Source organism: Vibrio sp. D404a, assembly GCF_030248535.1.
Lineage (GTDB): Bacteria > Pseudomonadota > Gammaproteobacteria > Enterobacterales > Vibrionaceae > Vibrio.
Genome location: NZ_JAHGAJ010000007.1, coordinates 43,616 through 66,132, shown reverse-complemented (window position 1 = coordinate 66,132; position 22,517 = coordinate 43,616). Strand labels below are relative to the sequence as shown.

General features: G+C 45.4%; 20 protein-coding genes, 1 tRNA gene and 1 pseudogene. 21 read left to right on the top strand and 1 reads right to left on the bottom strand.

What is annotated here, in order from left to right:
* The first annotated feature begins 21 nt into the window (after positions 1 to 21).
* From ruvB to KI655_RS04435, 14 genes are all read left to right on the top strand, one after another.
* Positions 22 to 1,032, top strand: coding sequence for a Holliday junction branch migration DNA helicase RuvB (gene ruvB, locus KI655_RS04500; protein ID WP_285402141.1), 1,011 nt, complete (start codon positions 22 to 24; stop codon positions 1,030 to 1,032).
* Positions 1,033 to 1,688: 656 nt separating this feature from the next.
* Positions 1,689 to 3,275, top strand: a complete 1,587-nt coding sequence (gene cydA / locus KI655_RS04495) for a cytochrome ubiquinol oxidase subunit I (RefSeq protein ID WP_285402140.1) — start codon at positions 1,689 to 1,691, stop codon at positions 3,273 to 3,275.
* Positions 3,276 to 3,288: 13 nt separating this feature from the next.
* On the top strand, positions 3,289 to 4,425 hold the full coding sequence (cydB, locus tag KI655_RS04490) for a cytochrome d ubiquinol oxidase subunit II (protein WP_285402138.1): 1,137 nt from the start codon (positions 3,289 to 3,291) through the stop codon (positions 4,423 to 4,425).
* Between the two features lie 31 nt (positions 4,426 to 4,456).
* Positions 4,457 to 4,564, top strand: coding sequence for a cytochrome bd-I oxidase subunit CydX (cydX, locus tag KI655_RS04485; RefSeq protein WP_000270284.1), 108 nt, complete (start codon positions 4,457 to 4,459; stop codon positions 4,562 to 4,564).
* The gene (gene ybgE / locus KI655_RS04480; protein ID WP_285402136.1) at positions 4,557 to 4,859 is read left to right on the top strand and encodes a cyd operon protein YbgE; all 303 of its coding nucleotides are present in this window, start codon (positions 4,557 to 4,559) and stop codon (positions 4,857 to 4,859) included. Before cydX ends, ybgE begins: the two co-directional genes overlap by 8 nt.
* A gap of 166 nt (positions 4,860 to 5,025) precedes the next feature.
* On the top strand, positions 5,026 to 5,463 hold the full coding sequence (ybgC, locus tag KI655_RS04475) for a tol-pal system-associated acyl-CoA thioesterase (RefSeq protein WP_285402468.1): 438 nt from the start codon (positions 5,026 to 5,028) through the stop codon (positions 5,461 to 5,463).
* A complete protein-coding gene (gene tolQ, locus KI655_RS04470) occupies positions 5,453 to 6,136 on the top strand; it encodes a protein TolQ (RefSeq protein WP_285402134.1) in 684 nt (227 codons plus the stop codon). Before ybgC ends, tolQ begins: the two co-directional genes overlap by 11 nt.
* 3 nt (positions 6,137 to 6,139) lie before the next feature.
* Positions 6,140 to 6,583 (top strand): protein TolR, encoded by a 444-nt coding sequence (tolR, locus tag KI655_RS04465; RefSeq protein ID WP_239840617.1) that lies wholly within the window; start codon positions 6,140 to 6,142, stop codon positions 6,581 to 6,583.
* 13 nt (positions 6,584 to 6,596) lie between these two features.
* Positions 6,597 to 7,664, top strand: coding sequence for a cell envelope integrity protein TolA (tolA, locus tag KI655_RS04460; protein ID WP_285402132.1), 1,068 nt, complete (start codon positions 6,597 to 6,599; stop codon positions 7,662 to 7,664).
* A gap of 12 nt (positions 7,665 to 7,676) precedes the next feature.
* Positions 7,677 to 9,029 carry a Tol-Pal system beta propeller repeat protein TolB gene (gene tolB / locus KI655_RS04455; RefSeq protein WP_285402130.1) on the top strand — a complete coding sequence of 451 codons (1,353 nt, stop codon included), beginning with the start codon at positions 7,677 to 7,679 and terminating at the stop codon, positions 9,027 to 9,029.
* Between the two features lie 110 nt (positions 9,030 to 9,139).
* The gene (gene pal / locus KI655_RS04450) at positions 9,140 to 9,682 is read left to right on the top strand and encodes a peptidoglycan-associated lipoprotein Pal (protein WP_239840620.1); all 543 of its coding nucleotides are present in this window, start codon (positions 9,140 to 9,142) and stop codon (positions 9,680 to 9,682) included.
* Between the two features lie 31 nt (positions 9,683 to 9,713).
* The gene (ybgF, locus tag KI655_RS04445; protein WP_285402126.1) at positions 9,714 to 10,496 is read left to right on the top strand and encodes a tol-pal system protein YbgF; all 783 of its coding nucleotides are present in this window, start codon (positions 9,714 to 9,716) and stop codon (positions 10,494 to 10,496) included.
* Positions 10,497 to 10,613: 117 nt separating this feature from the next.
* The gene (gene nadA, locus KI655_RS04440; RefSeq protein ID WP_285402124.1) at positions 10,614 to 11,675 is read left to right on the top strand and encodes a quinolinate synthase NadA; all 1,062 of its coding nucleotides are present in this window, start codon (positions 10,614 to 10,616) and stop codon (positions 11,673 to 11,675) included.
* Positions 11,676 to 11,819: 144 nt separating this feature from the next.
* A complete protein-coding gene (locus tag KI655_RS04435; protein ID WP_285402123.1) occupies positions 11,820 to 12,866 on the top strand; it encodes a potassium channel family protein in 1,047 nt (348 codons plus the stop codon).
* Positions 12,867 to 12,976: 110 nt separating this feature from the next.
* Here the strand turns inward: KI655_RS04435 and KI655_RS04430 are convergent, their stop codons facing one another.
* Positions 12,977 to 13,546, bottom strand: coding sequence for a YecA family protein (locus KI655_RS04430; protein ID WP_285402121.1), 570 nt, complete (start codon positions 13,544 to 13,546; stop codon positions 12,977 to 12,979).
* A gap of 171 nt (positions 13,547 to 13,717) precedes the next feature.
* Between KI655_RS04430 and KI655_RS04425 the strand changes: the two are divergent.
* From KI655_RS04425 to KI655_RS04395, 7 genes and pseudogenes are all read left to right on the top strand, one after another.
* A pseudogene (locus KI655_RS04425) lies at positions 13,718 to 15,985 on the top strand (ATP-binding protein); the annotation flags it as partial.
* Between the two features lie 381 nt (positions 15,986 to 16,366).
* On the top strand, positions 16,367 to 16,816 hold the full coding sequence (locus tag KI655_RS04420; protein ID WP_285402117.1) for an L-alanine exporter AlaE: 450 nt from the start codon (positions 16,367 to 16,369) through the stop codon (positions 16,814 to 16,816).
* 153 nt (positions 16,817 to 16,969) lie between these two features.
* A tRNA-Ser gene (locus tag KI655_RS04415) sits at positions 16,970 to 17,057 on the top strand.
* 376 nt (positions 17,058 to 17,433) lie between these two features.
* Complete coding sequence (locus KI655_RS04410) at positions 17,434 to 18,450, top strand: LacI family DNA-binding transcriptional regulator (RefSeq protein ID WP_285402115.1); 1,017 nt, start codon at positions 17,434 to 17,436, stop codon at positions 18,448 to 18,450.
* Between the two features lie 299 nt (positions 18,451 to 18,749).
* Entirely contained in the window at positions 18,750 to 19,988 is a 1,239-nt protein-coding gene (locus KI655_RS04405; RefSeq protein ID WP_285402113.1) for an extracellular solute-binding protein, read from the top strand.
* Positions 19,989 to 19,999: 11 nt separating this feature from the next.
* Positions 20,000 to 21,094 carry a carbohydrate ABC transporter permease gene (locus KI655_RS04400; protein ID WP_285402111.1) on the top strand — a complete coding sequence of 365 codons (1,095 nt, stop codon included), beginning with the start codon at positions 20,000 to 20,002 and terminating at the stop codon, positions 21,092 to 21,094.
* Complete coding sequence (locus KI655_RS04395; RefSeq protein ID WP_285402110.1) at positions 21,087 to 22,502, top strand: carbohydrate ABC transporter permease; 1,416 nt, start codon at positions 21,087 to 21,089, stop codon at positions 22,500 to 22,502. The genes KI655_RS04400 and KI655_RS04395 overlap by 8 nt, the downstream gene beginning before the upstream one ends.
* Positions 22,503 to 22,517 lie beyond the last annotated feature (15 nt).

Below are 22,517 nucleotides of genomic sequence, written 5' to 3'. Positions count from 1 at the left end.
ACTCTTAAATTGGAATGACCTATGATTGAAGCGGATCGCCTGATAGCACCGGACAACCCAGTATTCAAAGATGAAGATGTAATCGACCGTGCGATAAGGCCAAAAGCGTTAGCTGACTATCAAGGCCAAGATCACGTGCGTGATCAGATGGAGATCTTCATCAAAGCCGCACAACTGCGTAACGAAGCGTTAGACCATCTATTGATTTTTGGTCCCCCAGGTTTGGGCAAAACCACGCTGGCGAACATTGTGGCTAACGAAATGGAAGTAAACATTCGCACCACGTCTGGCCCTGTGCTTGAGAAAGCAGGTGACCTTGCTGCACTGCTGACCAACCTTGAAGAAAATGATGTCTTGTTCATTGATGAGATTCACCGACTCAGCCCTATGGTTGAAGAGGTGCTCTATCCTGCGATGGAAGATTATCAATTGGACATTATGATTGGTGAGGGGCCTGCGGCTCGTTCTATCAAGATCGATTTACCTCCGTTCACCCTCATCGGGGCGACAACCCGCGCGGGCTCTTTGACATCGCCACTGCGCGACCGTTTTGGTATTACCCAGCGTCTTGAATACTACAAGGTCGATGACCTACAAAACATTGTTCAGCGTAGTGCGGATTGTTTAGGGCTATCAATGGAAGCAGATGGAGCGCTTGAAGTGGCGCGTCGTGCTCGTGGTACACCGCGTATTGCCAACCGCTTACTGCGTCGTGTTCGTGACTATGCCGAAGTGAAAGGCAATGGCCACATTTGCGCTGACGTTGCTGATAAAGCACTTAATATGCTCGACGTCGATGCAAAAGGTTTCGACTATATGGATAGAAAGCTGTTGTTGGCGATCATGGAGAAGTTTGGTGGTGGTCCGGTTGGTATCGATAATATGGCGGCCGCGATTGGTGAAGAGCGTGACACGATTGAAGATGTGTTAGAGCCATATCTGATTCAACAAGGCTATCTGCAGCGTACCCCGCGAGGAAGAATTGCGACTGATCGTGCCTATCTTCATTTCGGTATCGATAAGCCAAGTTAATTACTGATAAGCAATGTAGGTGATTAAAGTAATGGTTTGGTTTTGGCGTGCCTTTACATTTATGATCAAAAAATAAACTTGTTGGTATTAATTTAATCAAATCCATCATTAAGTTTTATAAACCCCGGTTGCATAAGCGCCGGGGTTTTTAGTTTTTTATAGAATAACAACTCTTTGAGCGAGTCGATATTACTGGTCAATACGCCATTCCAAAATTGAAAACATTGATTTCAAATTTGAAGTTGATAACAAAAATTGAAATAAGTTGTCATATTTCTTGTTAATACTTTATGGGTAGTTGTAATTCAAATGTTGAGGGGGTGATAGCGGCATGTCACAGATATCATGCTTCGTTATTACCAATCCAAGAATTGGTGTGATTTTAATCATGATTGGTTAAAAATAACTCTAAATTGCTCGTAGAAATTTGATACAAATCAACGCAGGGTTCTCCTATAAACCTTTTGAAACATACTGATTTTACCAGTAATATTAGCGGCAGCTATATTAGCTCATGCTTAACAATAATCTAACTATAACGGTACGTTTTTGCTACAAATTTCAACTTGTAATAACAATCACGTTAATTGTTTTAACATGGATTTTTGCGGTGAATAATCACACAAGTGTCATTCAGCCGACACAAAGGAGTTACCATGATTGATGTTGTTGATCTGTCGCGATTGCAGTTTGCACTGACAGCGATGTATCACTTCTTATTTGTTCCACTGACTCTAGGTATGGCATTCCTACTTGCCATCATGGAGTCTGTTTATGTAATGACTGGCAAGCAAATTTACAAGGACATGACTAAGTTCTGGGGTAAATTGTTTGGTATTAACTTTGCTCTTGGTGTAGCGACAGGCTTAACCATGGAGTTCCAGTTTGGTACTAACTGGTCTTACTATTCTCACTATGTTGGCGACATCTTTGGTGCTCCGCTAGCTATCGAAGCGCTTGTTGCATTCTTCCTAGAGTCTACTTTTGTTGGCCTTTTCTTCTTCGGTTGGGATAGATTGTCAAAGCGTCAGCACTTAGCGGTAACGTGGTTAGTAGCACTAGGCTCTAACTTCTCAGCGCTATGGATCTTGGTTGCTAACGGCTGGATGCAAAACCCAGTTGGTGCTGAATTTAACTTCGAAACAATGCGTATGGAAATGGTGAGCTTCGCTGAAGTTGTCCTAAACCCAGTAGCGCAAGTTAAGTTCGTACACACAGTGGCGTCTGGTTACACAACGGGTGCAATGTTCATCCTTGGTATCAGCGCATACTACATTCTTAAAGGTCGTGACCTTGCCTTTGCTCGTCGTTCTTTTGCGATTGCAGCATCATTCGGTATGGCGGCGATCCTATCTGTAATCGTTCTAGGTGACGAATCAGGTTACGAACTAGGTGAAGTTCAGAAAGTGAAGCTAGCAGCTGTAGAAGCTGAATGGCACACAGAAGAAGCACCTGCTGCATTCACTGTATTTGGTATTCCAAACCAAGAAACAATGGATACAGACTACGCAATTAAGATCCCTTACGTAATGGGTATTATTGCAACGCGTTCTTTCGATAAAGAAGTAACAGGTCTGCGTGATCTACGTGATGAGCACGTTGATCGTATCCGCACTGGTATGTACGCATACGAGCTTCTAGAAAAACTGCGTGCAGGCGACAAGTCTGAAGAGAACATGGCAGCGTTCGACGAAGTGAAAGGTGACCTAGGTTACGGTCTACTTCTTAAGCGCTACACAGATGAAGTTGTTGACGCAACAGAAGAGCAAATTCAAATGGCTGCGGATGACTCTATCCCGACTGTTTGGCCTCTATTCTGGTCGTTCCGTATCATGGTTGCGTGTGGCTTCATCATGCTATTCGTATTTGGTGCTGCGTTTGTACAAACGTGTCGCCAGAAAATCGAACAGAAACCTTGGGTACTTAAAGCAGCGCTATTCTCAATCCCACTTCCTTGGATTGCGATTGAAGCAGGTTGGTTCGTAGCAGAATACGGTCGTCAACCATGGGCTGTAGGTGAAATCCTACCGACCAATGTTGCTGCCTCTGCACTGACTCTTGAACAGCTTTGGACTTCTCTATTCGCTATCCTTGCACTGTACACAGTGTTCTTGATTGCAGAAGTTTACCTAATGCTTAAGTTTGCTCGCAAAGGCCCAAGTAGCCTTAAGACAGGCCGTTACCACTTCGAACAAAACGATAACTCTGTTGAAGACAAAGTTAGCCGTTCAGTCGAAGTATAAGTGAGGGAATATTATGTTTGATTACGAAATCTTACGACTTATTTGGTGGATCCTAATCGGTGTACTACTGGTAGGCTTCGCTGTGACTGATGGCTTCGACATGGGCGTTGCGTCTCTGTCTCCTGTTATTGGTAAGACCGACACTGAACGTCGTATCATGCTTAACACGATTGCCCCTCACTGGGACGGCAACCAAGTTTGGCTAATCACGGCTGGTGGTGCACTGTTTGCTGCATGGCCTCTTGTGTACGCAACGTCGTTCTCTGGCTTCTATCTAGCAATGTACGTAACACTAGCAGCACTTTGGCTTCGTCCACTTGCTCTTGATTACCGTTCTAAGATTGAAGAGCCAAAATGGCGTAAAGCTTGGGATTATGCGCTTTGCTTCAGTGGCACAGTACCGCCAATCATCTTCGGTGTGGCATTTGGTAACTTGCTTCAAGGCGTACCGTTTGAGCTAAACAACCTGCTGATGTCTGAGTACAAAGGTTCGTTCTTTGCTCTATTGAACCCGTTCGCACTTCTGTGTGGTGTTCTAAGCTTGATGCTGTTTGTTATGCAAGGCGCAACTTGGCTACAAATGAAAACCACAGAAGCGATTCATGAGCGTGCTCGTGCAGCAGCTCAAATCGCGGGTGTAGCGGCTATCGTTCTATTCGTACTGGGTGGTTTCTGGGTTCAATCTATTGATGGCTACGTGATTACAAGCACGCTTGATACAATGGCTGACTCAAACCCACTGAACAAAGAAGTAGCAGTTCAAGCTGGCGCTTGGATGACAAATTTTGAAACGTACCCAGCAATGTGGGCTGCGCCAATCCTAGGTGTGGTAATGCCACTGCTAGCGGTTCTTGCTTCTCGTTTTGAGCGTTGTGGCTTTGCATTCTTGTTCTCAAGCTTGTCGAACGCGGGTGTTATCCTAACGGCTGGTTTTGCGATGTTCCCATTCGTAATGCCTTCAAGCCTGATTCCGAACCACAGCCTAACAATGTGGGATTCAACGGCAAGTGAACTGACACTTGGTCTGATGACTGCAGTAGCGGCGGTAATGGTACCTGTGATTCTTGCTTACACGACTTGGACTTACTACAAAATGTTCGGTCGCCTAGATAAGAAACACATCGAAGATAACGACGTTTCAGCTTACTAAGCTAGAAGTTAAATAACTTAGGAGAAATTTTATGTGGTATTTCGCATGGATTTTGGGTGTACTTCTAGCATGTGCATTCGGCATCATTAATGCTCTTTGGTTAGAGCACTCTGAAATGATGGATAAAGACAGTGAGTAATCTCACTGAGCAAGTGACTAAGCTGCACCAACCTATGGACAAGACTCTGCTAAGAGTTTTGTCTCTAGTACTGGGTTTCGTGCATGTAGGCTTGGTTATGTGGGACCCCGAAGCTTACGCAGAGAGCATTGGCGGATTTAACGCCGTGATTAGCCCATTGTTAATTTGGGCAGTCTGTTCAAGCATGGTTTTCGGGGTTGGTTTCAAGCCGAGAGCTTGGGTATGGCAACTGCTGTTTAGCCCTTACGCTTCCCTCACAATTTTGCTCTACCTAACAGCGTTAAGGTTCATATAGTGGCGGCAACGCCCGTCAATACTGCCTTTATAGCACTGTTTGGTTTTTAGCCAGAAAGAGGTCATCTTATACAGATGGCCTTTTTTTTCACCACACAAATCAAATATTTCATGCCGTTATACTATTAATGTCAAAGAGTTGAGTTATAGTGATATCTTTAACGTTTTTGTATTGTGGTATGAGTTTGCAGGGATCATCTAAGCCGTTTACGTGGCCTGTCACCGTCTATTATGAAGACACGGATGCAGGTGGCGTCGTTTATCATTCCAACTACCTGAAGTTTTTTGAGCGTGCACGAACCGAGATGCTGCGCTCAATTGGGGTATCTCAGCAAGTCCTCTTAGAACAAAACATTGGTTTTGTTGTCCGACACATGGATATTGATTTTATCCAAGGTGCGCGCCTTGATGACTCTTTACAAGTCATTACAAAGATTTATGAACTGAAACGTGCTTCCTTAGTATTCTGTCAGGAGATCGTAAATCCTGATGGCAAAGCATTGTGTAAAGCAATGGTTAAGGTAGCATGTATCGACAATCAGAAAATGAAACCTAAGGCTATGCCGACTTTTATTCTTACGGAGCTGACAAACAGTGACTGCTGAAATCTCAATTTTAGGCCTTATTTTAGAAGCCAGCTTACTGGTTAAACTGGTAATGCTTACCCTGATGGGTATGTCGGTCGTCTCTTGGGCGATGATCATAAAAAGAAGTAAAGTGCTTTCTCAAGCGACTAAACATACCGAAACCTTTGAAGATAAATTCTGGTCGGGTGTTGATCTGTCTAAGCTATATCAAGAAAGCAACAAGCGTAAAGACGAACTCTCTGGCACAGAAGAGATCTTCTACGCAGGCTTCACCGAATTTGCTCGCTTGCGTAAATCAAACGCAGCGTCACCTGACTTCATTATGGAAGGCACAGGCCGTGCGATGCGCGTTGCCGTTGCTCGTGAGGTCGATGAACTAGAAACCAACTTACCGTTCCTTGCAACGGTTGGCTCAATCAGCCCATACATTGGTCTGTTTGGTACGGTATGGGGCATCATGCATTCATTTATCGCCTTGGGTGAAGTGAAGCAAGCAACCCTAGCCATGGTAGCACCAGGTATTGCAGAAGCACTGATTGCAACTGCAATGGGTCTTTTCGCTGCAATCCCAGCGGTAATGGCATACAACCGTTTCAGCAGCCGCGTTGGTAAGCTAGAACATAACTACGCGACATTCTCTGAAGAGTTCCACAGTATTCTTCACCGTCAAGCGATGGCTGGCAGGGAATAATCGATGGCAGGATACCAACCTAAAAAGCGCAAAATGACCGCAGAGATTAACGTTGTACCTTACATCGACGTTATGCTGGTTTTGCTGATTATTTTTATGGTGACCTCGCCGTTTGTAACACAAGGTGTGGATGTTGAGTTGCCACAAGCATCAACGGCTAAATCGGCTCAGGATCTGTTAGGTGACGACAATGCCAGCTTTATCATCGTTGAGGTGAATAAAGAGGGTGAACTCGGTTTAAGCGTCAACAATGAAGAAGTTCAGCGTGGCTTATCACTTGAAGAGATCATAGTTCGTGTGAAAGCGGAACTCTCGATTAAACCAAACTCGCCAGTGGCGGTTGGTGGCGATGCCGCAACGCCTTATGCAGAAGTTGTTTTACTACTTGATGAATTAAGCCGAGCAGGGGTGCCTAAGGTTGGCCTACTGACGGATATAAGGGAATAGCTCCGTAGCATTCATGAAAACAAAAAAGACTAAATCGAATAGCTTAAGTACACCGCTTATTGTGTCGCTTGCGCTACACGTGGTGTTATTCGTTGTGCTGATTGTGGGTGCAGACTTCACTATGTCTGAACCAGAGCCTAGTGGCCAAATGGTTCAGGCGGTTGTGATTGATCCACAGTTAGTTCGCCAGCAAGCGCAGCAGATTCGTCAGCAACGCGAAGCGGCCAGCAAGAAAGAGCAAGAGCGTCTCGATAAGCTGCGTCGTGAAAGTGAGCGTCTAGAGCAAAATCGTAAAGCGGAAGAAGAGAACATTCGCAAGCTGAAAGAGAAGCAAGCCAAAGAGGCGAAAGCAGCTCGTGAAGCGGAGAAGCGTCGCGTTGAACAAGAGAAGCAACGCAAAGCGGAAGAAGTTCGTCTAAAGCAAGAGAAAGAGCGTGCTGCTAAGGCTGAAGCGGATCGTAAGCTGAAAGAAGCGGCGTTAGTAAAAGCGGAACAAGAGCGTAAAGCGAAAGAAGAAGCGATTGCTAAAGCAGAACAAGAACGCTTGGTAAAAGAGCAGGCAGCGAAAGAAGCCGCTGAAAAAGCACGTAAAGAGAAAGAAGCGGCTGAGCGAGCTGAAAAAGAGCGCTTAGCAAAAGAGAAAGCGGCCAAAGAAGCGGCAGAAAAGGCACGTAAAGAGCAAGAGCGATTGAAGCGATTGGAAGAAGAGCGTAAGCAGCAAGAAGCGGCGCTTAACGACATCTTTGCGGGCCTTGAAACTGAGGCTTCGCAAAACTCTTCTGCAAGACAACAATTTATTGGTGATGAAGTTCAGCGATATGGTGCGATTTACACCCAGCTCATACAGCAAAACTTGCTGTTGGAGGATAGCTTTAGGGGAAAGTCGTGTAGGGTAAACCTAAAACTGATCCCAACTGGCTCAAACGCTATCTTGGGTAACTTCTCGATTTTAGAGGGCGATAGCCGCCTTTGTGCTGCGACCAAACGCGCGGTAGCACAAGTGCAGTCTTATCCATTACCTAAAGATCCAGATATCGTAAACTCGTTGAAAAACATTAACCTAACAGTATCACCAGAGTAAAAGGACGAACCCGTGTTAAAGAAACTATTACTGAGTTTTATGTTTGTAATAGCGACCAGCAGTCAATTTGCACACGCTGCTTTGGAACTCGTTATTACAGACGGTATTAACTCGGCACGACCAATTGCGATTGTGCCGTTTAAATGGGAAGGCAAAGAGAAACTACCACACGATGTATCAGCTGTTATCGCATCAGACTTACAGCGCAGTGGTAAATTCAGCCCAGTTGCGACCAGCAAGATGCCGCAAACACCATACAGCGAAGCTGACGTTGATTTCGATGCATGGACAAACTTAGGTGTTGATTCACTTCTGACCGGTAGCATCACTCAGGATGCACAAGGCCAATATGTGGTGAACTACCAGCTTGTGGATATTGTTCGTGGTCAACTCACAAACGGTCAAAGCCGTGCACTGAGCGATGAGGGCCAATTGGTTCTTTCTAAAGACCATGTCCTCTTCAATAAGAAAGCAACGGTACCGGGCCCACGCTTGCGTGAGTATGCACACCGTATTTCTGATCTTGTGTATGAAGAGCTAACGGGCGAAAAGGGCGCGTTCCTAACACGTATCTCTTATGTTGTGGTAAACGACAAAGACAAGTACCCATACCAACTTCGTGTTGCTGACTACGACGGTTACAACGAGCGTCTAGTTTTACGTTCTAAGCAGCCTCTAATGTCTCCAGCTTGGTCGCCAGACGGTAAGAAACTCGCTTACGTGAGCTTCCAAAATGGTCAAGCAGAGATCTTTATCATGAACATCTATACCGGTGAACGTGAAAAGGTGACGTCATACCCTCGTCATAATGGTGCGCCAAGATTCTCTCCGGACGGCAAGAAGTTAGCACTCGTGCTGTCAAAAACAGGTAGCCTTCAGGTTTACACGCTAGACCTACAAACTCGCAAGTTGACGCAAATTACGCGTGGACGTGCCAACAATACGGAACCTTTCTGGCATCCGGATGGCAAGTCTCTCATTTTTACGTCTGATCGCGGTGGTAAACCCCAGATTTATAATGTAAATTTGTCAAATAATTCTACTCAAAGAATTACATGGCAAGGCAGCCAGAACTTAGGTGGTCAAATTACCCCTGATGGTCGATTCCTAATCATGGTGAATCGCAGCAACTCTGGATTTAACTTGGCTAAGCAAGATTTGGAAACCGGTGCAGTGCAGGTATTAACCAAAACCTTGCTAGATGAGTCGCCAAGTATCGCGCCAAATGGAGGTATGGTTATCTATAGCTCTATTTACAACCAAACAAATGTATTGTCGATGGTTTCTATCGATGGTCGTTTTAAAGCTAGATTACCGGCAACTAACGGACGCGTAAGAGCGCCTGCATGGTCGCCGTTTCTGTAGCCACGCTTAACCGAAATTAGCTATTGATAGTAATAACTATTGTAGCAAGTAACTATCTATAGCAATTTATCGGCTGTAGAAACTAAGTTTGATAACGTAAGGAAAATAAGATGCAACTTAACAAAGTTCTTAAAGGCTTGATGATTGCACTACCAGTGATGGCAGTAACAGCATGTAGCTCAAGTGATGATGCAACATCTGCGACTTCTGGTACTGAAACTAACCAAGCAACTTCAGGTACAGAAAACAACGTAGACACAACTGTTGTGACTCCAATTGACGCGAACGGTCAACTGTCAGAGCAAGAGCTAAAAGAGCAAGCTCTACGTGAAACTCAAACTATCTACTTCGCATTCGACAACTCTACAATCGCGGGTGATTACGAAGAGATGCTAGCAGCTCACGCAGCTTACCTAAGCAAAAACGTAGACATGAAAGTGACTATCGAAGGTCACGCTGATGAGCGCGGTACTCCTGAGTACAACATCGCTCTAGGTGAGCGTCGTGCACAAGCTGTTGCTAAATACCTACAAGCTCTAGGTGTTCAAGCTGACCAAATCTCTATCGTAAGCTACGGTGAAGAGAAGCCACTTCTTCTAGGTCAATCTGAAGATGTGTACGCTAAAAACCGTCGTGCAGTACTAGTTTACTAATCAGTAGACTTTTTATTTGAGGAATAGCCTCATGTTCAGTAACACAAAGCGAGTCATTATGCTTTCGTTACTGGCAAGTGCAGCGAGCACCGCGCTCGCTGCACCAGCTCCAGTATCCGATCTTAATAGCACCGCAACCAATTCAACTTCCTCTTCTACTCGTACGGCTTCGAACGAATCCGATATCGAGCGTCTAGAGCGCTTGCTACAAAATCGCAATCGCGTTCAACTTCAAATGCAGCAACAAATGGACGACATGGCACTGGAAATTAGTGAGCTACGTGGTCAACTTGAGCGCAACAGCTACGACATGAAACAAATGTTGGAGCGTCAGCGTGAGCTGTTTATTGAGCTTGATAAAGTAAGAAGTGAAGTAAAAACATCAGGTTCTGCAGCTGCTGTTGTTCCAGCAACAGATGCGAAAGGCGCTGAAGGTACCTTTAGTACTGATGTCGATGAGCAAACGGCTTATCAAAACGCTGTGGATATGATCCTAAAACAGCGAGACTACACGGGTGCGATTGCTGCATTCCAGAAGTTTCAAACTGACTTCCCAGATTCTACGTTCACACCTAACTCACACTATTGGTTAGGTCAGCTCTATTTTGCTAAGAAGCAAGATAAAGAAGCAGTGAAGAGTTTTGCAGCCGTTGTGGCATACAAAGACTCAAACAAACGTGCCGACGCTTTAGTGAAGCTTGGCGACATCGCTGCGCGTAACAATAATTCTGAGCAAGCGAAAAAGTACTACGAACAAGTGGTTGCCGAATACCCGAACAGCGCGTCGGCAAAAGTAGCCAAGACTCATTTATAGTTCTTTAGTAAAAGAGGCGCGTCAGCGCCTTTTTTTATGCCCAATCCTTTTTGATCCCAGTCGTTGTACTGTGTAGAATGCTCTAATTCTCGGAAGAAGTTGCGTAGAGCAAGAGCAATGAGCCATATATTAGATAAAATCGACACTGTTTACCCATTCCCACCTAAGCCAGTTCCATTGAGCGATGCTCAAAAACAGGCACACGTAGCGAATATCAAAAAGCTTCTGCAAGAAAAAGACGCTGTTCTTATTGCACACTACTACACGGATCCTGAAATCCAAGCGCTTGCAGAAGAGACAGGCGGCTTTGTTGGTGATTCACTAGAAATGGCTAAGTTTGGTAACCGCCATTCAGCAAGCACGCTTATTATTGCAGGTGTGCGCTTTATGGGTGAATCAGCAAAAATCTTAACGCCAGAAAAACGTATTCTAATGCCAACACTCGACGCTGAGTGTTCGCTTGACCTTGGCTGTCCTGCAGACAAGTTCACTGAGTTCTGTGACGCACACCCAGACCACACTGTTGTGGTTTACGCTAACACCTCAGCAGCTGTTAAAGCACGTGCTGATTGGGTTGTGACCTCTAGTATTGCACTGGAAATCGTAGAAAGCTTAGACGCGGAAGGTAAGCCAATCATTTGGGGTCCAGACCGTCACTTAGGTTCTTACATTGCGAACCAAACTGGCGCAGACATGTTGCTATGGCAAGGTGAGTGTATTGTTCACGATGAATTCTCTGCTGATGCATTGAGAAAAATGAAGTCTGTGTACCCAGAGGCGGCAATCCTAGTGCACCCAGAGTCACCAGCAAGTGTGGTTGAACTGGCAGACGCAGTAGGTTCTACCAGCCAGCTGATCAAAAAAGCGAAAGAGCTACCGCACCCGCAAATGATTGTGGCGACAGACAAAGGTATCTTCTTCAAGATGCAACAATTGGTTCCTGAGAAAGAGCTGATTGAAGCACCAACCGCTGGTGCCGGCGCAACATGTCGCAGCTGTGCACACTGTCCTTGGATGGCGATGAACGGTCTTGAGGCGATTGAAAACGCGCTTGAGAATGGTGGTGAGCAACACGAAATCTTCGTTTCTGATGAGCTTCGTGTTAAATCTCTTATCCCATTGAACCGTATGCTTGATTTCGCAGATCAGTTGAACATGCAAGTGAAAGGCAACGCGTAAGCAAGGTCTTCACCTTCAGAATTTAATAGCCAGCATTCGTGCTGGCTTTTTTGTGCCTTATTCTCGAGTTTTACATCAGATATCTTGTTGATATCGTGAATTTTTCCTAGCATGTAAATAACAAAATACTAATTTGAGGTGCAGATGATTATCTGGTTACAACTCAAACGCTGGCTTCAAGCGAATTTGTTTGTGTTAAATGGAAAAAACCTACTGGTCGCTTTTGCCGGGTATGTGATCACGGCATGGTTACTGCTGTTTTTCGCCGGCGAACACGATCTTACTTCCTCGGTCACCACCTTTGCGTACTACTTGGTGGTGACGGCCTCAACGGTGGGTTATGGTGATTTGTCACCGATCACTGAATTTGGGCAGTGGGTAGTGATCTTATTTGTCATTCCTGGAGGTTTGAGCCTTTTCGCTGCCTTACTTGGTAAAGTGGCGACGGAAGGTGTCGAGTATTGGCGAGCTGGACTATTGGGAAAAAGGAGAATTCGAGTGGAAAACCACATTTTGATGCTAGGTTGGAATGAGCAAAGAACCATACATCTCATTCGTATGTTGCAACACGAAGAGACAGGTAAACGACCTATCGTTTTATGTACGCGCTCTGATATTGAAAATCCGCTTCCGGGGGAGATCAACTTCGTTAAGGTGAACAGCTACACCGATGGCAAAGAGATGGAAAAGACAGGCATCGAGTCTGCGAGCTGTATTCTGATCGATAACCCAGAAGACGATATCACTCTATCGGCGGCTCTCTATTGTGCCAACCGTAATCCTAATGCTCACTTGTTGGTTTACTTTAAAGACGAAGCCTTGAGTGATTTACTCCATAAGCACTGTCCAAACTCAGAGTGTATTCCGGCGGTGGGTGCCGAGATGCTTGCTAAGGCGGCGGTCGATCCGGGTTCAAGTGCGCTGCACCAAGAGCTGCTCAGTTCAACACGTGGTATGACCCAATACTCTACTTACTACCCAGATAACGCCGAGCCAACAACCGTGGCACCGATCTTCACTATCTTCAAAGAGCGTTATCAAGCAACGTTGATCGCGATTGATCATGGCAAAGGGCAGGGGATCGAACTGAATCCAGAGCTGGATGTAACGGTAACTGCAGGATCAAAACTCTTCTATATCGCGGATGAGCGTATTCCTGACTTCAATTGGCAAACCATTACTGACAAGTAACCGCGCTGATGATGCGTATGAGGTTTCTGCCAAGATCAAAAAAGGCTTCCAATCGGGAAGCCTTCTGTTTTCATAAATACCCTTGGGTACTTTGAGCGGTGCTTTTACGCTTATTGCGCTTCAGCCAGTGCGATGCCGCGCTGAGTCAAACCACATAGCATCACAGGGACAGCGTTGAAGATCTCTTCAAACTGCTCTAGGCCTTCAACACCTTGCTCTGCCAGTGTTGCGATCGACGTTTCTGGATCGTAAAGCATGCTGATAGAAAGTAGAACGCCACCAATAAGTGCGTTGTCTTCGCTGTCTTCTGGCATCAAGGTTTCCCAATCATCACGAGCTATCTGCCAACCTTGTAGTAGACCTTCACAGAAGTCACGAGTTGCTTCGTTTACTACTTCTTCTTCATCTAACTGGCAAGCTTCTGGCCAAGTCCAGTTGCCTTCCATTAGCGCTGGACGAGTTTCGTTCCAAAGCGCGATGATCACCTCAATGTAGCTCTCTAGTTGTTCGCCATCACTGAAAGGGGCAACTTCCTCACCACCCCATAGGAATGGTAGCCATTCATGAGGAGTTAACACGTTTGGCGCAGCTGCCATAGCTGTAACAAAGCCCAGTGTTTTATGTTCTGTGATGAGTTTGCCTTCCAGCTCAGGAAGCGCAAGAATTTCTTGTAGTGTCAAACTGAAGTACCGTAGTAGGTGAAACAAATTGGTGCTTATAGTACCAATGTCGCTGCCGCAATCAAACTCCAATCTAAAAAGGCTTGATGTAACTGGATATAATCGCTAGCTTAAACAAAAAAGTAACAACAAAATAATATGCAGATACGTTCCTCTCTTAAGAAAAAAAGCATGATTGCGCTGGGGCTTTACCTTGCGACCTTCATTGCCATCATCGGCAGTGTGACCTATTTCGTTGTTGAATCGCCCGTACGTGCCAAGCTGCAACAGAACTTAGACCTACGAGCAGAAATCCTTTCTTCATTAATTGAAGCGCCACTCAATAGTTCTGAGGGCTTTTTACACAGTTTGGTTGGTCTTGCTCAAGCGAAGCCTGACGCTCAACAGTTAGCCCATCATTTCAAATCTATCCTTGCTACCAGTGACGACACCATCATTAGTGCTGGTATCTGGCCTGAACCCTTTATGTTCGATGCCGAACGAGAGCGAGACAGCTACTTCTTCAACAAAGCGGACGACGGCAAGATTGACCAATTGTTTGCTTACAATAATCCTAAGTCGATTCTGTATCATGACGAAGCTTGGTACTCATCAGTCGACAATAAACCAACAGGTACCATTTCTTGGAGCGACGTCTACCTCGACCCGTATACTCACATTAAGATGATCACCGCTTCCGCACCTTTCTATTATGGCGAACAGTTTGCCGGTGTTGCGACGGTGGACTTATCCCTTACCGAGCTTCTTAACTTCATCAAGAGCCATGCCGAAGAGTACAACCTCGGCATCACGCTGCGAGACCAGCATGAACAGATCTTGGTGTCTCATAACTTCAATCTGGTCGAAGGGATCTACATCAGCAACCATAAATTCGGTCAGTTTGATTGGCAGGTTGATGTCGTCAACTCAAAGCTTCTTGTTGCCGATGAAGTGTTTAGACAAGTTATGAGTATTGAAGGGGGTATCGCACCGTTTCTACTCCTTTGCGTTATGGCTGGTTACTACCTTCTTAATCGTTATCTCATCAGTCCAATCACGACCATCGCCGCCAAGGTCGATGATTCCAAAGCGGGTGGCATTATTGATGTGAATTACCATAGCCAAGACGAGATAGGGCACCTCATCAAAACCTTTAATGAGAAAACCGTGTTCTTGGAAGCTGAGAAAGTGAAGGCTCAAGCGTCGACCAATGCTAAAACCGCTTTCTTGGCGACACTTTCTCATGAAATCAGAACCCCTATGAATGGGGTTCTCGGTACGGCGCAAATTCTTCTGAAAACCCCTTTAAACAGCGAGCAAGAGAAGCATCTCCGTAGCTTGTATGAATCGGGCGATCACATGATGACACTGCTCAACGAAATATTGGACTTCTCTAAGATAGAGCAGGGCAAACTCGATCTCGATAATACTCGTTTCCCATTGGACTCACTCATTGGCAGTATTAATAGTGTTTACTACACCCTATCTGCTGAGAAGGGGCTGCAGTTTAAGGTCTACACTGAAGTACCCGCTGGTCGTTGGTACTTTTCTGATAAAGCGCGTCTGCGCCAAATCCTCTTTAACCTACTCAATAATGCGGTGAAGTTCACCTCACGTGGCTTTGTGGAAGTCTATTTCAAAGAGGTCGTCAGAAATGGGCACACGTACCTGAACATTCGAGTTCGCGATACAGGGATTGGTATCTCAAAAGAGGCACAAAAGCGTATCTTTAATCCGTTTGAACAAGCAGAGTCTTCTACGACGCGTCGTTTTGGTGGTACGGGACTTGGCTTAGCGATTGTGAAAAAAATCACTGAGTTAATGGATGGCGATATTCAGGTGACCAGCGAAGAGGGGATTGGCACCAGTTTTGACGTAAACCTGAGAATTGACCCAACAGAGCCGGGAGAGGTAGAAAGCCTTCCACACTCGAAGCTGAATTATTCTGGGTTAAAAGTGCTCATTGTTGAAGACAACCGCACGAATACCGTGATTATCGAAACCTTTATGAGCAACAAAGGCTTTAGCTGTAAGAGTGTCGAAAACGGTGAGCTTGCAATTCAAGCGGCGGCCTCGGAGCGCTTCGACTTAATTCTGATGGATAATCATATGCCAGTAATGGATGGCGTAGAATCAACCACGGCTATTCGTGCGCTGGCCAATGATATGTCGTCAGTGCTTATATTTGGTTGTACCGCGGACGTGTTTAAAGAGACCCGAGAGCGAATGATTGGTGCAGGTGTCGACTACATCATCGCTAAACCAATTGATGAGAGAGAGCTTGACGATGCGCTGTTCAGGTTCTCGAACAAGCTATATCAATACCATGAAGCCTCGCCCCAAACCAACCAAGAGCCAGCAATCAAGGCCCCAGATAACACAGAAGAGTTGTTGGTTACCTTATACATAGCACTTGAAGATCAGAGCATAGAGCTAGCGACATTCGCGCTAGAAAACTTATTGATCCATATTGAACCAACAGACGACTCGTTACTTCCTTCTTTATTAACGCAAGCTATTCAAGAGCTTTCCAAAGGGCGTTTCCCTTCACAGGAGCTGATTAACTCGATTACGGTCAATATACCCGTTGAATAACTGTATTTAAACTACAGTAAACAAAGTACGGTTTGAGCGAAATTTGAACTAGATCTACTTTTCTGGTGAAAGTAACTGGTTTTACTGGTATTTCTGGTTGTAAATTTACCACTTTGTTTTGAATTTGAAATCTATCACTGCAATTCTTGTGATTTAATAGTGGCATAATCTGGCCGGGTAATGTTTTACCCTTTTTATATGTTACTAAATCACTAAATTTGCAGTGATATCTTTTGGGTTTAATCAATGAAATCTCGTGGACCATTTTGTATCCGTAACGCAGCAGCGGATACTTTTGCTATGGTAGTTTTCTGTTTTATTTCAGGCATGATCGTAGAGGTGTTTATCTCGGGTATGTCATTTGAACAGTCTCTTGCATCACGAACGCTCTCTATCCCTGTTAATATTGCCATTGCATGGCCTTACGGTGTATTCCGTGATTGGGTTTTACGTAATGGTGCAAAGCTATCTGATAGCTCATTGATGAAGAACCTTTCTGATTTGGTTGCTTATGTTCTGTTTCAGTCGCCAGTTTATGCGGGTATCTTATTGGCCGTGGGTGCATCAACAGATCAAATCATTACAGCGGTAACCAGTAATGCCGTGATTTCGTGCGGTATGGGTGTGCTATATGGCTACTTCTTAGATATGTGTCGTAAGTGGTTTAAAGTGCCAGGCTACTACCAGCAAGCGTAATCTTGTTGATTATTGGTCTGTTTTCGATCGAATGAGTTAATTTGTAAGCGAACAGACTATTTAAGCCAACTTTTTTGACAATGCCCCTTGACCAAAGCAAGCAGAATCAATAAAGTAGCGCCTCGTTGAGCAACGCGCTTAACAACAAAATTTGGTGAGGTGTCCGAGTGGCCGAAGGAGCACGCCTGGAAAGTGTGTATACGGAAACGTATCGAGGGTTCGAATCCCTCCCTCACCGCCATATTCTAGAAAGCCTAGCAGCAATGCTAGGCTTTCGTCGTTTCAGGCTATCAGAAAGCCTGACCTAAATATCAAAAAACATATCTTTAGTCATTTTCTTCGTTTAGCTAACTGCAGGTTTATGTGGTCTGCACGTCCTAAGCTCACCTTGTTTCCTTTATTTGGCTAAGCCGCTAAACACGTCCAAACACCCTTCTAAAGCGCATATCTCATTGAAAGTACGGCATAATCACAAATAAATTATACGCACCATCTAGGGGCTTCTTGAGCGTGTTTGCTAATAAAGACACTAGAGGTTGGATTTCATTCGTGATGAAGATCATGGCTCACAAGGTGTTTACGTATTTTTACTTGAAAAATATGATTATAGGAACATAATGAACGTAAAATTTACGTTCGTAGTCAGAGGGAACAGTGTGAGTGAATCGAAAACTGAGGCCGACTTAAAGAAAACAACGATACATGAGGCTGCAAAAATTGCTGGTGTATCAATTGCTTCTGTCAGCCGAGCCTTAAATAATAAACCCGGTATCAGTGAGAAAACGCGTAAACGTATTCTCGATATTTGTAAGGATTTGGGTTACGTACCGAGCACGTCGGCGCGTGAATTAATGGGTAATCACAAAAATACCATTGCGATTTCCCTCGGGCCTATCGATTTTTACGCTTCTCGTTACTTGGGTATGCTGTGGCCATCACTCTCTGCAGCAATTCGTAACTCGGGACGTAACTTGTTACCTGTGAGCTTTGGTGAAGTCGACTTGCAACAAGTAGGGGGCGCCATTTTACTGGGTATGACAGCCAATGATCCGCGTGTCGAAACCTGTAAAGACCTCGGTTTACCTTTTGTCTGTATTGGTATGAGCGAAGGCTCGTTTTGGGTCGCGCCAGACGATTTTAATGGTGGTCGAGAAGCAACACAACACCTTGTAGATAAAGGTCTAAGCGATATCTGCTTTGTGACACCAACCACTTATGGTGACGGCTATCAGTTCCGCCACCAAGGCTATATGTCAGTCATGGCGAGCAATGCACTCCCTATCAGAGAACTGAGGACAGGGCATGATCCACTAGGAGAAATTGCCGCGTACCGATATTTTATCTCAATGGATAAACAGCAACTTGAGGGCTATCAAGGCTTTGTCTGTGAAAGCGATGAAACCGCACTTGGTGTGATTGCTGCATTGAAAGACAAGGGCTATCGCGTTCCTGAAGATTTTTCTGTTGTTGGTTATGACGGTTTGCCGGGAATATCAAAAACACTGACGACCATCGTTCAAGATACGGATAAGATAGCGGCTAAAGCAGCGTCTATGCTTGAACTTGCTATTCTTGGTGAGCAACCCGTAGGTGCGGTCGTTCCGATTACCTTAAAAATCGGCGAAACGACGTAAAACTAAACACTATTCTCCAATATTAAAGGGGCATATCGAAAGGTATGCCCCTTTTTTATTTATCTAACGAAAGATTTACTCAATCGTGACATTGTAAACGTTTAGTTATCGTCTCTCTGTACGGTTTTTAGGGGTTATCATGCCCAAAATCGCTAAAAACGCGCGTTATTTAGAGCGAGATCACTAAATTGAACATGCCTTACGTCATCCAAAACGAAAGTGTGATCAAATTAACGTAAGCGTTTACGTAAAGTCTGCATAATACCCTCAGATTTTGAAATTAAGGAACTGAGGGCAACATGAAAAAAACAATATTGGCAGCATCCCTACTCGCTGCAAGCCTATCTGCAACCGCCACTGAAAAGACAGAAATTACGATTGCTGGCTGGGGTGGTAACGATGTCGTTGTATTGAATAACTTGGTCAAAGAAGTATTGGCTGACGACTTTGAAAAAGCAGGACTAAGCGTTAAATACCAAGCGGTAGAAGGCGACTTCTCTCAGTTCATTACCAACTCTTTATCGGCAGGTACTGCGCCAGATGCATTCTACGTTGACGTGGTTTTTGCGAATACTCTCGTTAACTCTGGCAAAGTAGCAGCAAACAGCGAATCACTCGCTAGTGTTAGCTCTGCTGTTATCCCAAGTCTAAATAGCGCGTTTACGTTAAATGGTAAACAGTATGGAATTGCTAAGGATTTCAATACGATCGCACTGCAATATAACAAAGATATTTTCGATGACGCCGGCGTTGATTACCCAACAAACAGCGATTCTTGGGAAGATTTACGTAAAAAGCTGATCGCGGTGAAAGATGAACTAGGCGATGAAGTATCCGGTATCTGTGTTATGCCTGATTACGCACGTTTCGCTCCATTCGCACTGGCGACAGGCTGGAAGCCATTCAATGAAGAAGGCAAGACCGTACTGGATGAGAACTTCGAGCGTGCATTCAACTTCTACACGGGCCTAGTTTCTGAAGATGAAGTCGGCATTTTGGCAACAGACTTAGGTCAGGGCTGGGGTGGCGGTTGTTTTGGTACAGAAGAAACAGCGGTTGCGCTTGAAGGTAACTGGATCAGTGGATACCTGCGCGACAAAGCGCCAAACCTTCCTTACGGCACAACGTTAATGCCAACCGATCCAAAAACAGGTGAGCGTGGCAATCTTCTATTTACTGTTGCTTGGGGCATAAACGCAGATGGCAAAAATGTAGAAGCAACGCAAAAAGCGGTCGAAATCTTAACTAGCCAAGAGGCGCAGGAGTGGGTACTGGACTCTGGCCTTGCGCTTCCAAGCCGCGAATCTCTCGGTGACGCTAAATTCTTCGAGGTTGAAGATGCAGAAAGTGAATTGGCGAAACAAGTATTTAAAGGTGCTCTAGAAGGTAACGTCGAACCCTTTGCGTTTGGTGATTACGGCACAGCTTGGATGACTCCAATCAACGAAGCCTTGAACTCTGTACTGCTTGGTCAAATGTCGCAAAAAGAAGCGCTCAAGATGGCTCAAGCTAAATACGATGCACTAACGGCTAAGTAGTAGGACGAGCGATGAACTCTTTACGTCTTCGCCAACAAGTTTACGGATGGCTCCTAGCTGGGCCATTTGTACTGACTTTGGTGGTGTTTTTTCTTTATGCATTAGTTCGAACGGTTTACTTCAGTTTTACTGAATACGACCTGTTTAGTGATGCAGTATGGGTTGGTTTAGCGAATTTCAAAGCATTGCTTACTGACGACTTATTTTTACTGTCTTTGGCAAACACGATTTGGTTCTCCCTTATCGTTACCTGTGTTCAAACGGTATTAGCACTGGGCTTAGCAATTCTTGTTAACTCTAAGATTCGTGCGAAAAGCTTCTTTAGAACAGCTTTTTATCTGCCAAGCATTCTTTCCAGTGCTGCGGTAACGCTGATCTTCATTTGGTTCTACCAAAAGAACGGTTATCTAAATGGCTTTGTTACAGATGTTGTGAATCACTACCCACACATCAGTTGTTTCGTGCTTGTAGCGGTGGCAACTCAATTTGTTTTAGTGACTAAAGACCGTATCAAGGGACTGCCTGTGGGCTGGTTCGACCCGGCGTGGGCCATTCTCTCTGTGATTGTGGCGGGTATCGCTACCTTTATCGCTAGTGCAGTGGGTTGGATTGAAGTGACCAAAGATGTGGTAGAGGTTAACTGGCTGAACACCCGTGACCATGTTGGTCCAATGCCATTAACACTCTGGGCTATCGTGATCCAAAACATCTACACCACGATTCCGACCTTCATGCTGCTGTTTTTAGCGGGCTTGCAAGGCATTCCTGGTGAGTTGTACGAAGCAGCGCACATTGATGGGGCGAACAAGTGGCAACAACACTGGAACATTACGATTCCGCAATTGGCACCAGTGACATTCGTTGTCGTGACCTTCTCGATCATCGGCACGCTACAGATGTTTGACCAAGTCGCTCTGCTGGGTTCAGCAGCCCCACTTGAGTCACGTATTACTCTGGCTTACTACGTTTACCACAATGCATTCCCACCGGGTGGCACGCCACAAATCGGTATGGCGAGCGCGGCGGCATTGGTATTGGCATTCATTACATTGGCAGTAGTTTATCTGCAGAAAATCTTTGGAATAAAGGAGAAGGCAGATGGCTAGCCACACTATGACGTCAAAAGATGATGCAGCTCCTGTGGCAACTATGGAGCAGGTCGCAAAGTTTCAAGCGCGACGCCGCTGGGCAAAAGTGGCTTGGGTATACAGCGCACTGATTCTGGTTGCAACCGTAATGCTAGGCACGTTCGTCGTTGCTTTCCTAGCGAGTTTGAAAGATGACCCGCTAGAGCAGCCATTTAAATTCAGTTTTGCTCAGGTTCAGCCAAGCAACTGGGGTGCTGCATACCAACTTGGTCAAGAGGGCAACAACGCGCCAATGTTCGGTGGTTTTGCTCCGGGTGCAGAGGTTAACTTCACGGTGACTTACGCGGTGGAAGAGGGCAAGGAATTCAAAGTTCCTACCATCGAAGTTCCGCGTCGTCGTCCGGGTACGGGTATGGCTGCTGCGACAGTGACAGATTTCGCTTCTGATTACGCTGTGGTGAGTGAGCCGCGCTTAGTGAGTTCAAGTGACGATGTCACGTATGTCGAGAAGCGTGGCCGCAACGAGATTACAAAGCAAGGCCAGAGCCAGACTTGGGAGTTCAATGTTCGTTATCAAGGTAATGGTCCTGAAATTGCGACGCTTCCTCTGACTGTTGAAGCACCACGTGGTCAGGTGCTGATTGATAGCACGCTAGCACCAAGCAAGATGGAACGTCGCGGTCGAGTAGCGGCATGGGATAACGCTGCGCCGGGTTTGATTGGTTATGTATTTAAGTCTTACGTTCGTGTTTACACCGAGTCAGTAAGTTTAGATACCGGTAAGAGCTTATTCATGAGCTGGACCATCAACTCGTTCTTCATCGCGATTGGTAAGGTGATTCTAACGCTGTTCTTTGCTTGTACCGCAGGTTACGCCCTAGCTCGATTGAAGTTCACTGGAGCACGCGCTGTATTCGCTTTCATGTTGTTTAGCATGATGATTCCAGGGCAGGTGACGTTTATTTCCAACTATCTGATCTACAAAGATATTGGATTATTGAATACGCCTTGGGCCGTGATTACTGCGGTGGTGGCATCGGGGCAAGTTCTGATTATGAAGCAGTTCTTCGAGAACATTCCTAAAGAACTTGAAGAAGCCGCAATCGTCGATGGCGCGAGCCCAGCCGTGATTCTTTGGAAAGTCTTTATGCCACTGGCTAAGCCAGCCATTTTGTCGGTCACTATCCTTGGTTTCCAAGGTGCATGGAACGACTTCTTCTGGCCGCTGGTGGTGATAAACAGCCCAGCTGACGCATTCACGCTTCCTGTTGGTCTATTAAGTTTACGTAACGCCTATGGCGTAGCAGGTGACTGGAACCTGATTCTGGCAGGCGCATTCCTGTCGACAATCCCAGTACTGATTGTATTTATGGTATTTCAACGTTACTTCGTTGGTAACGATATTTCTTCCGCTGTTAAAGGTTAATTCTCGGGGATATTT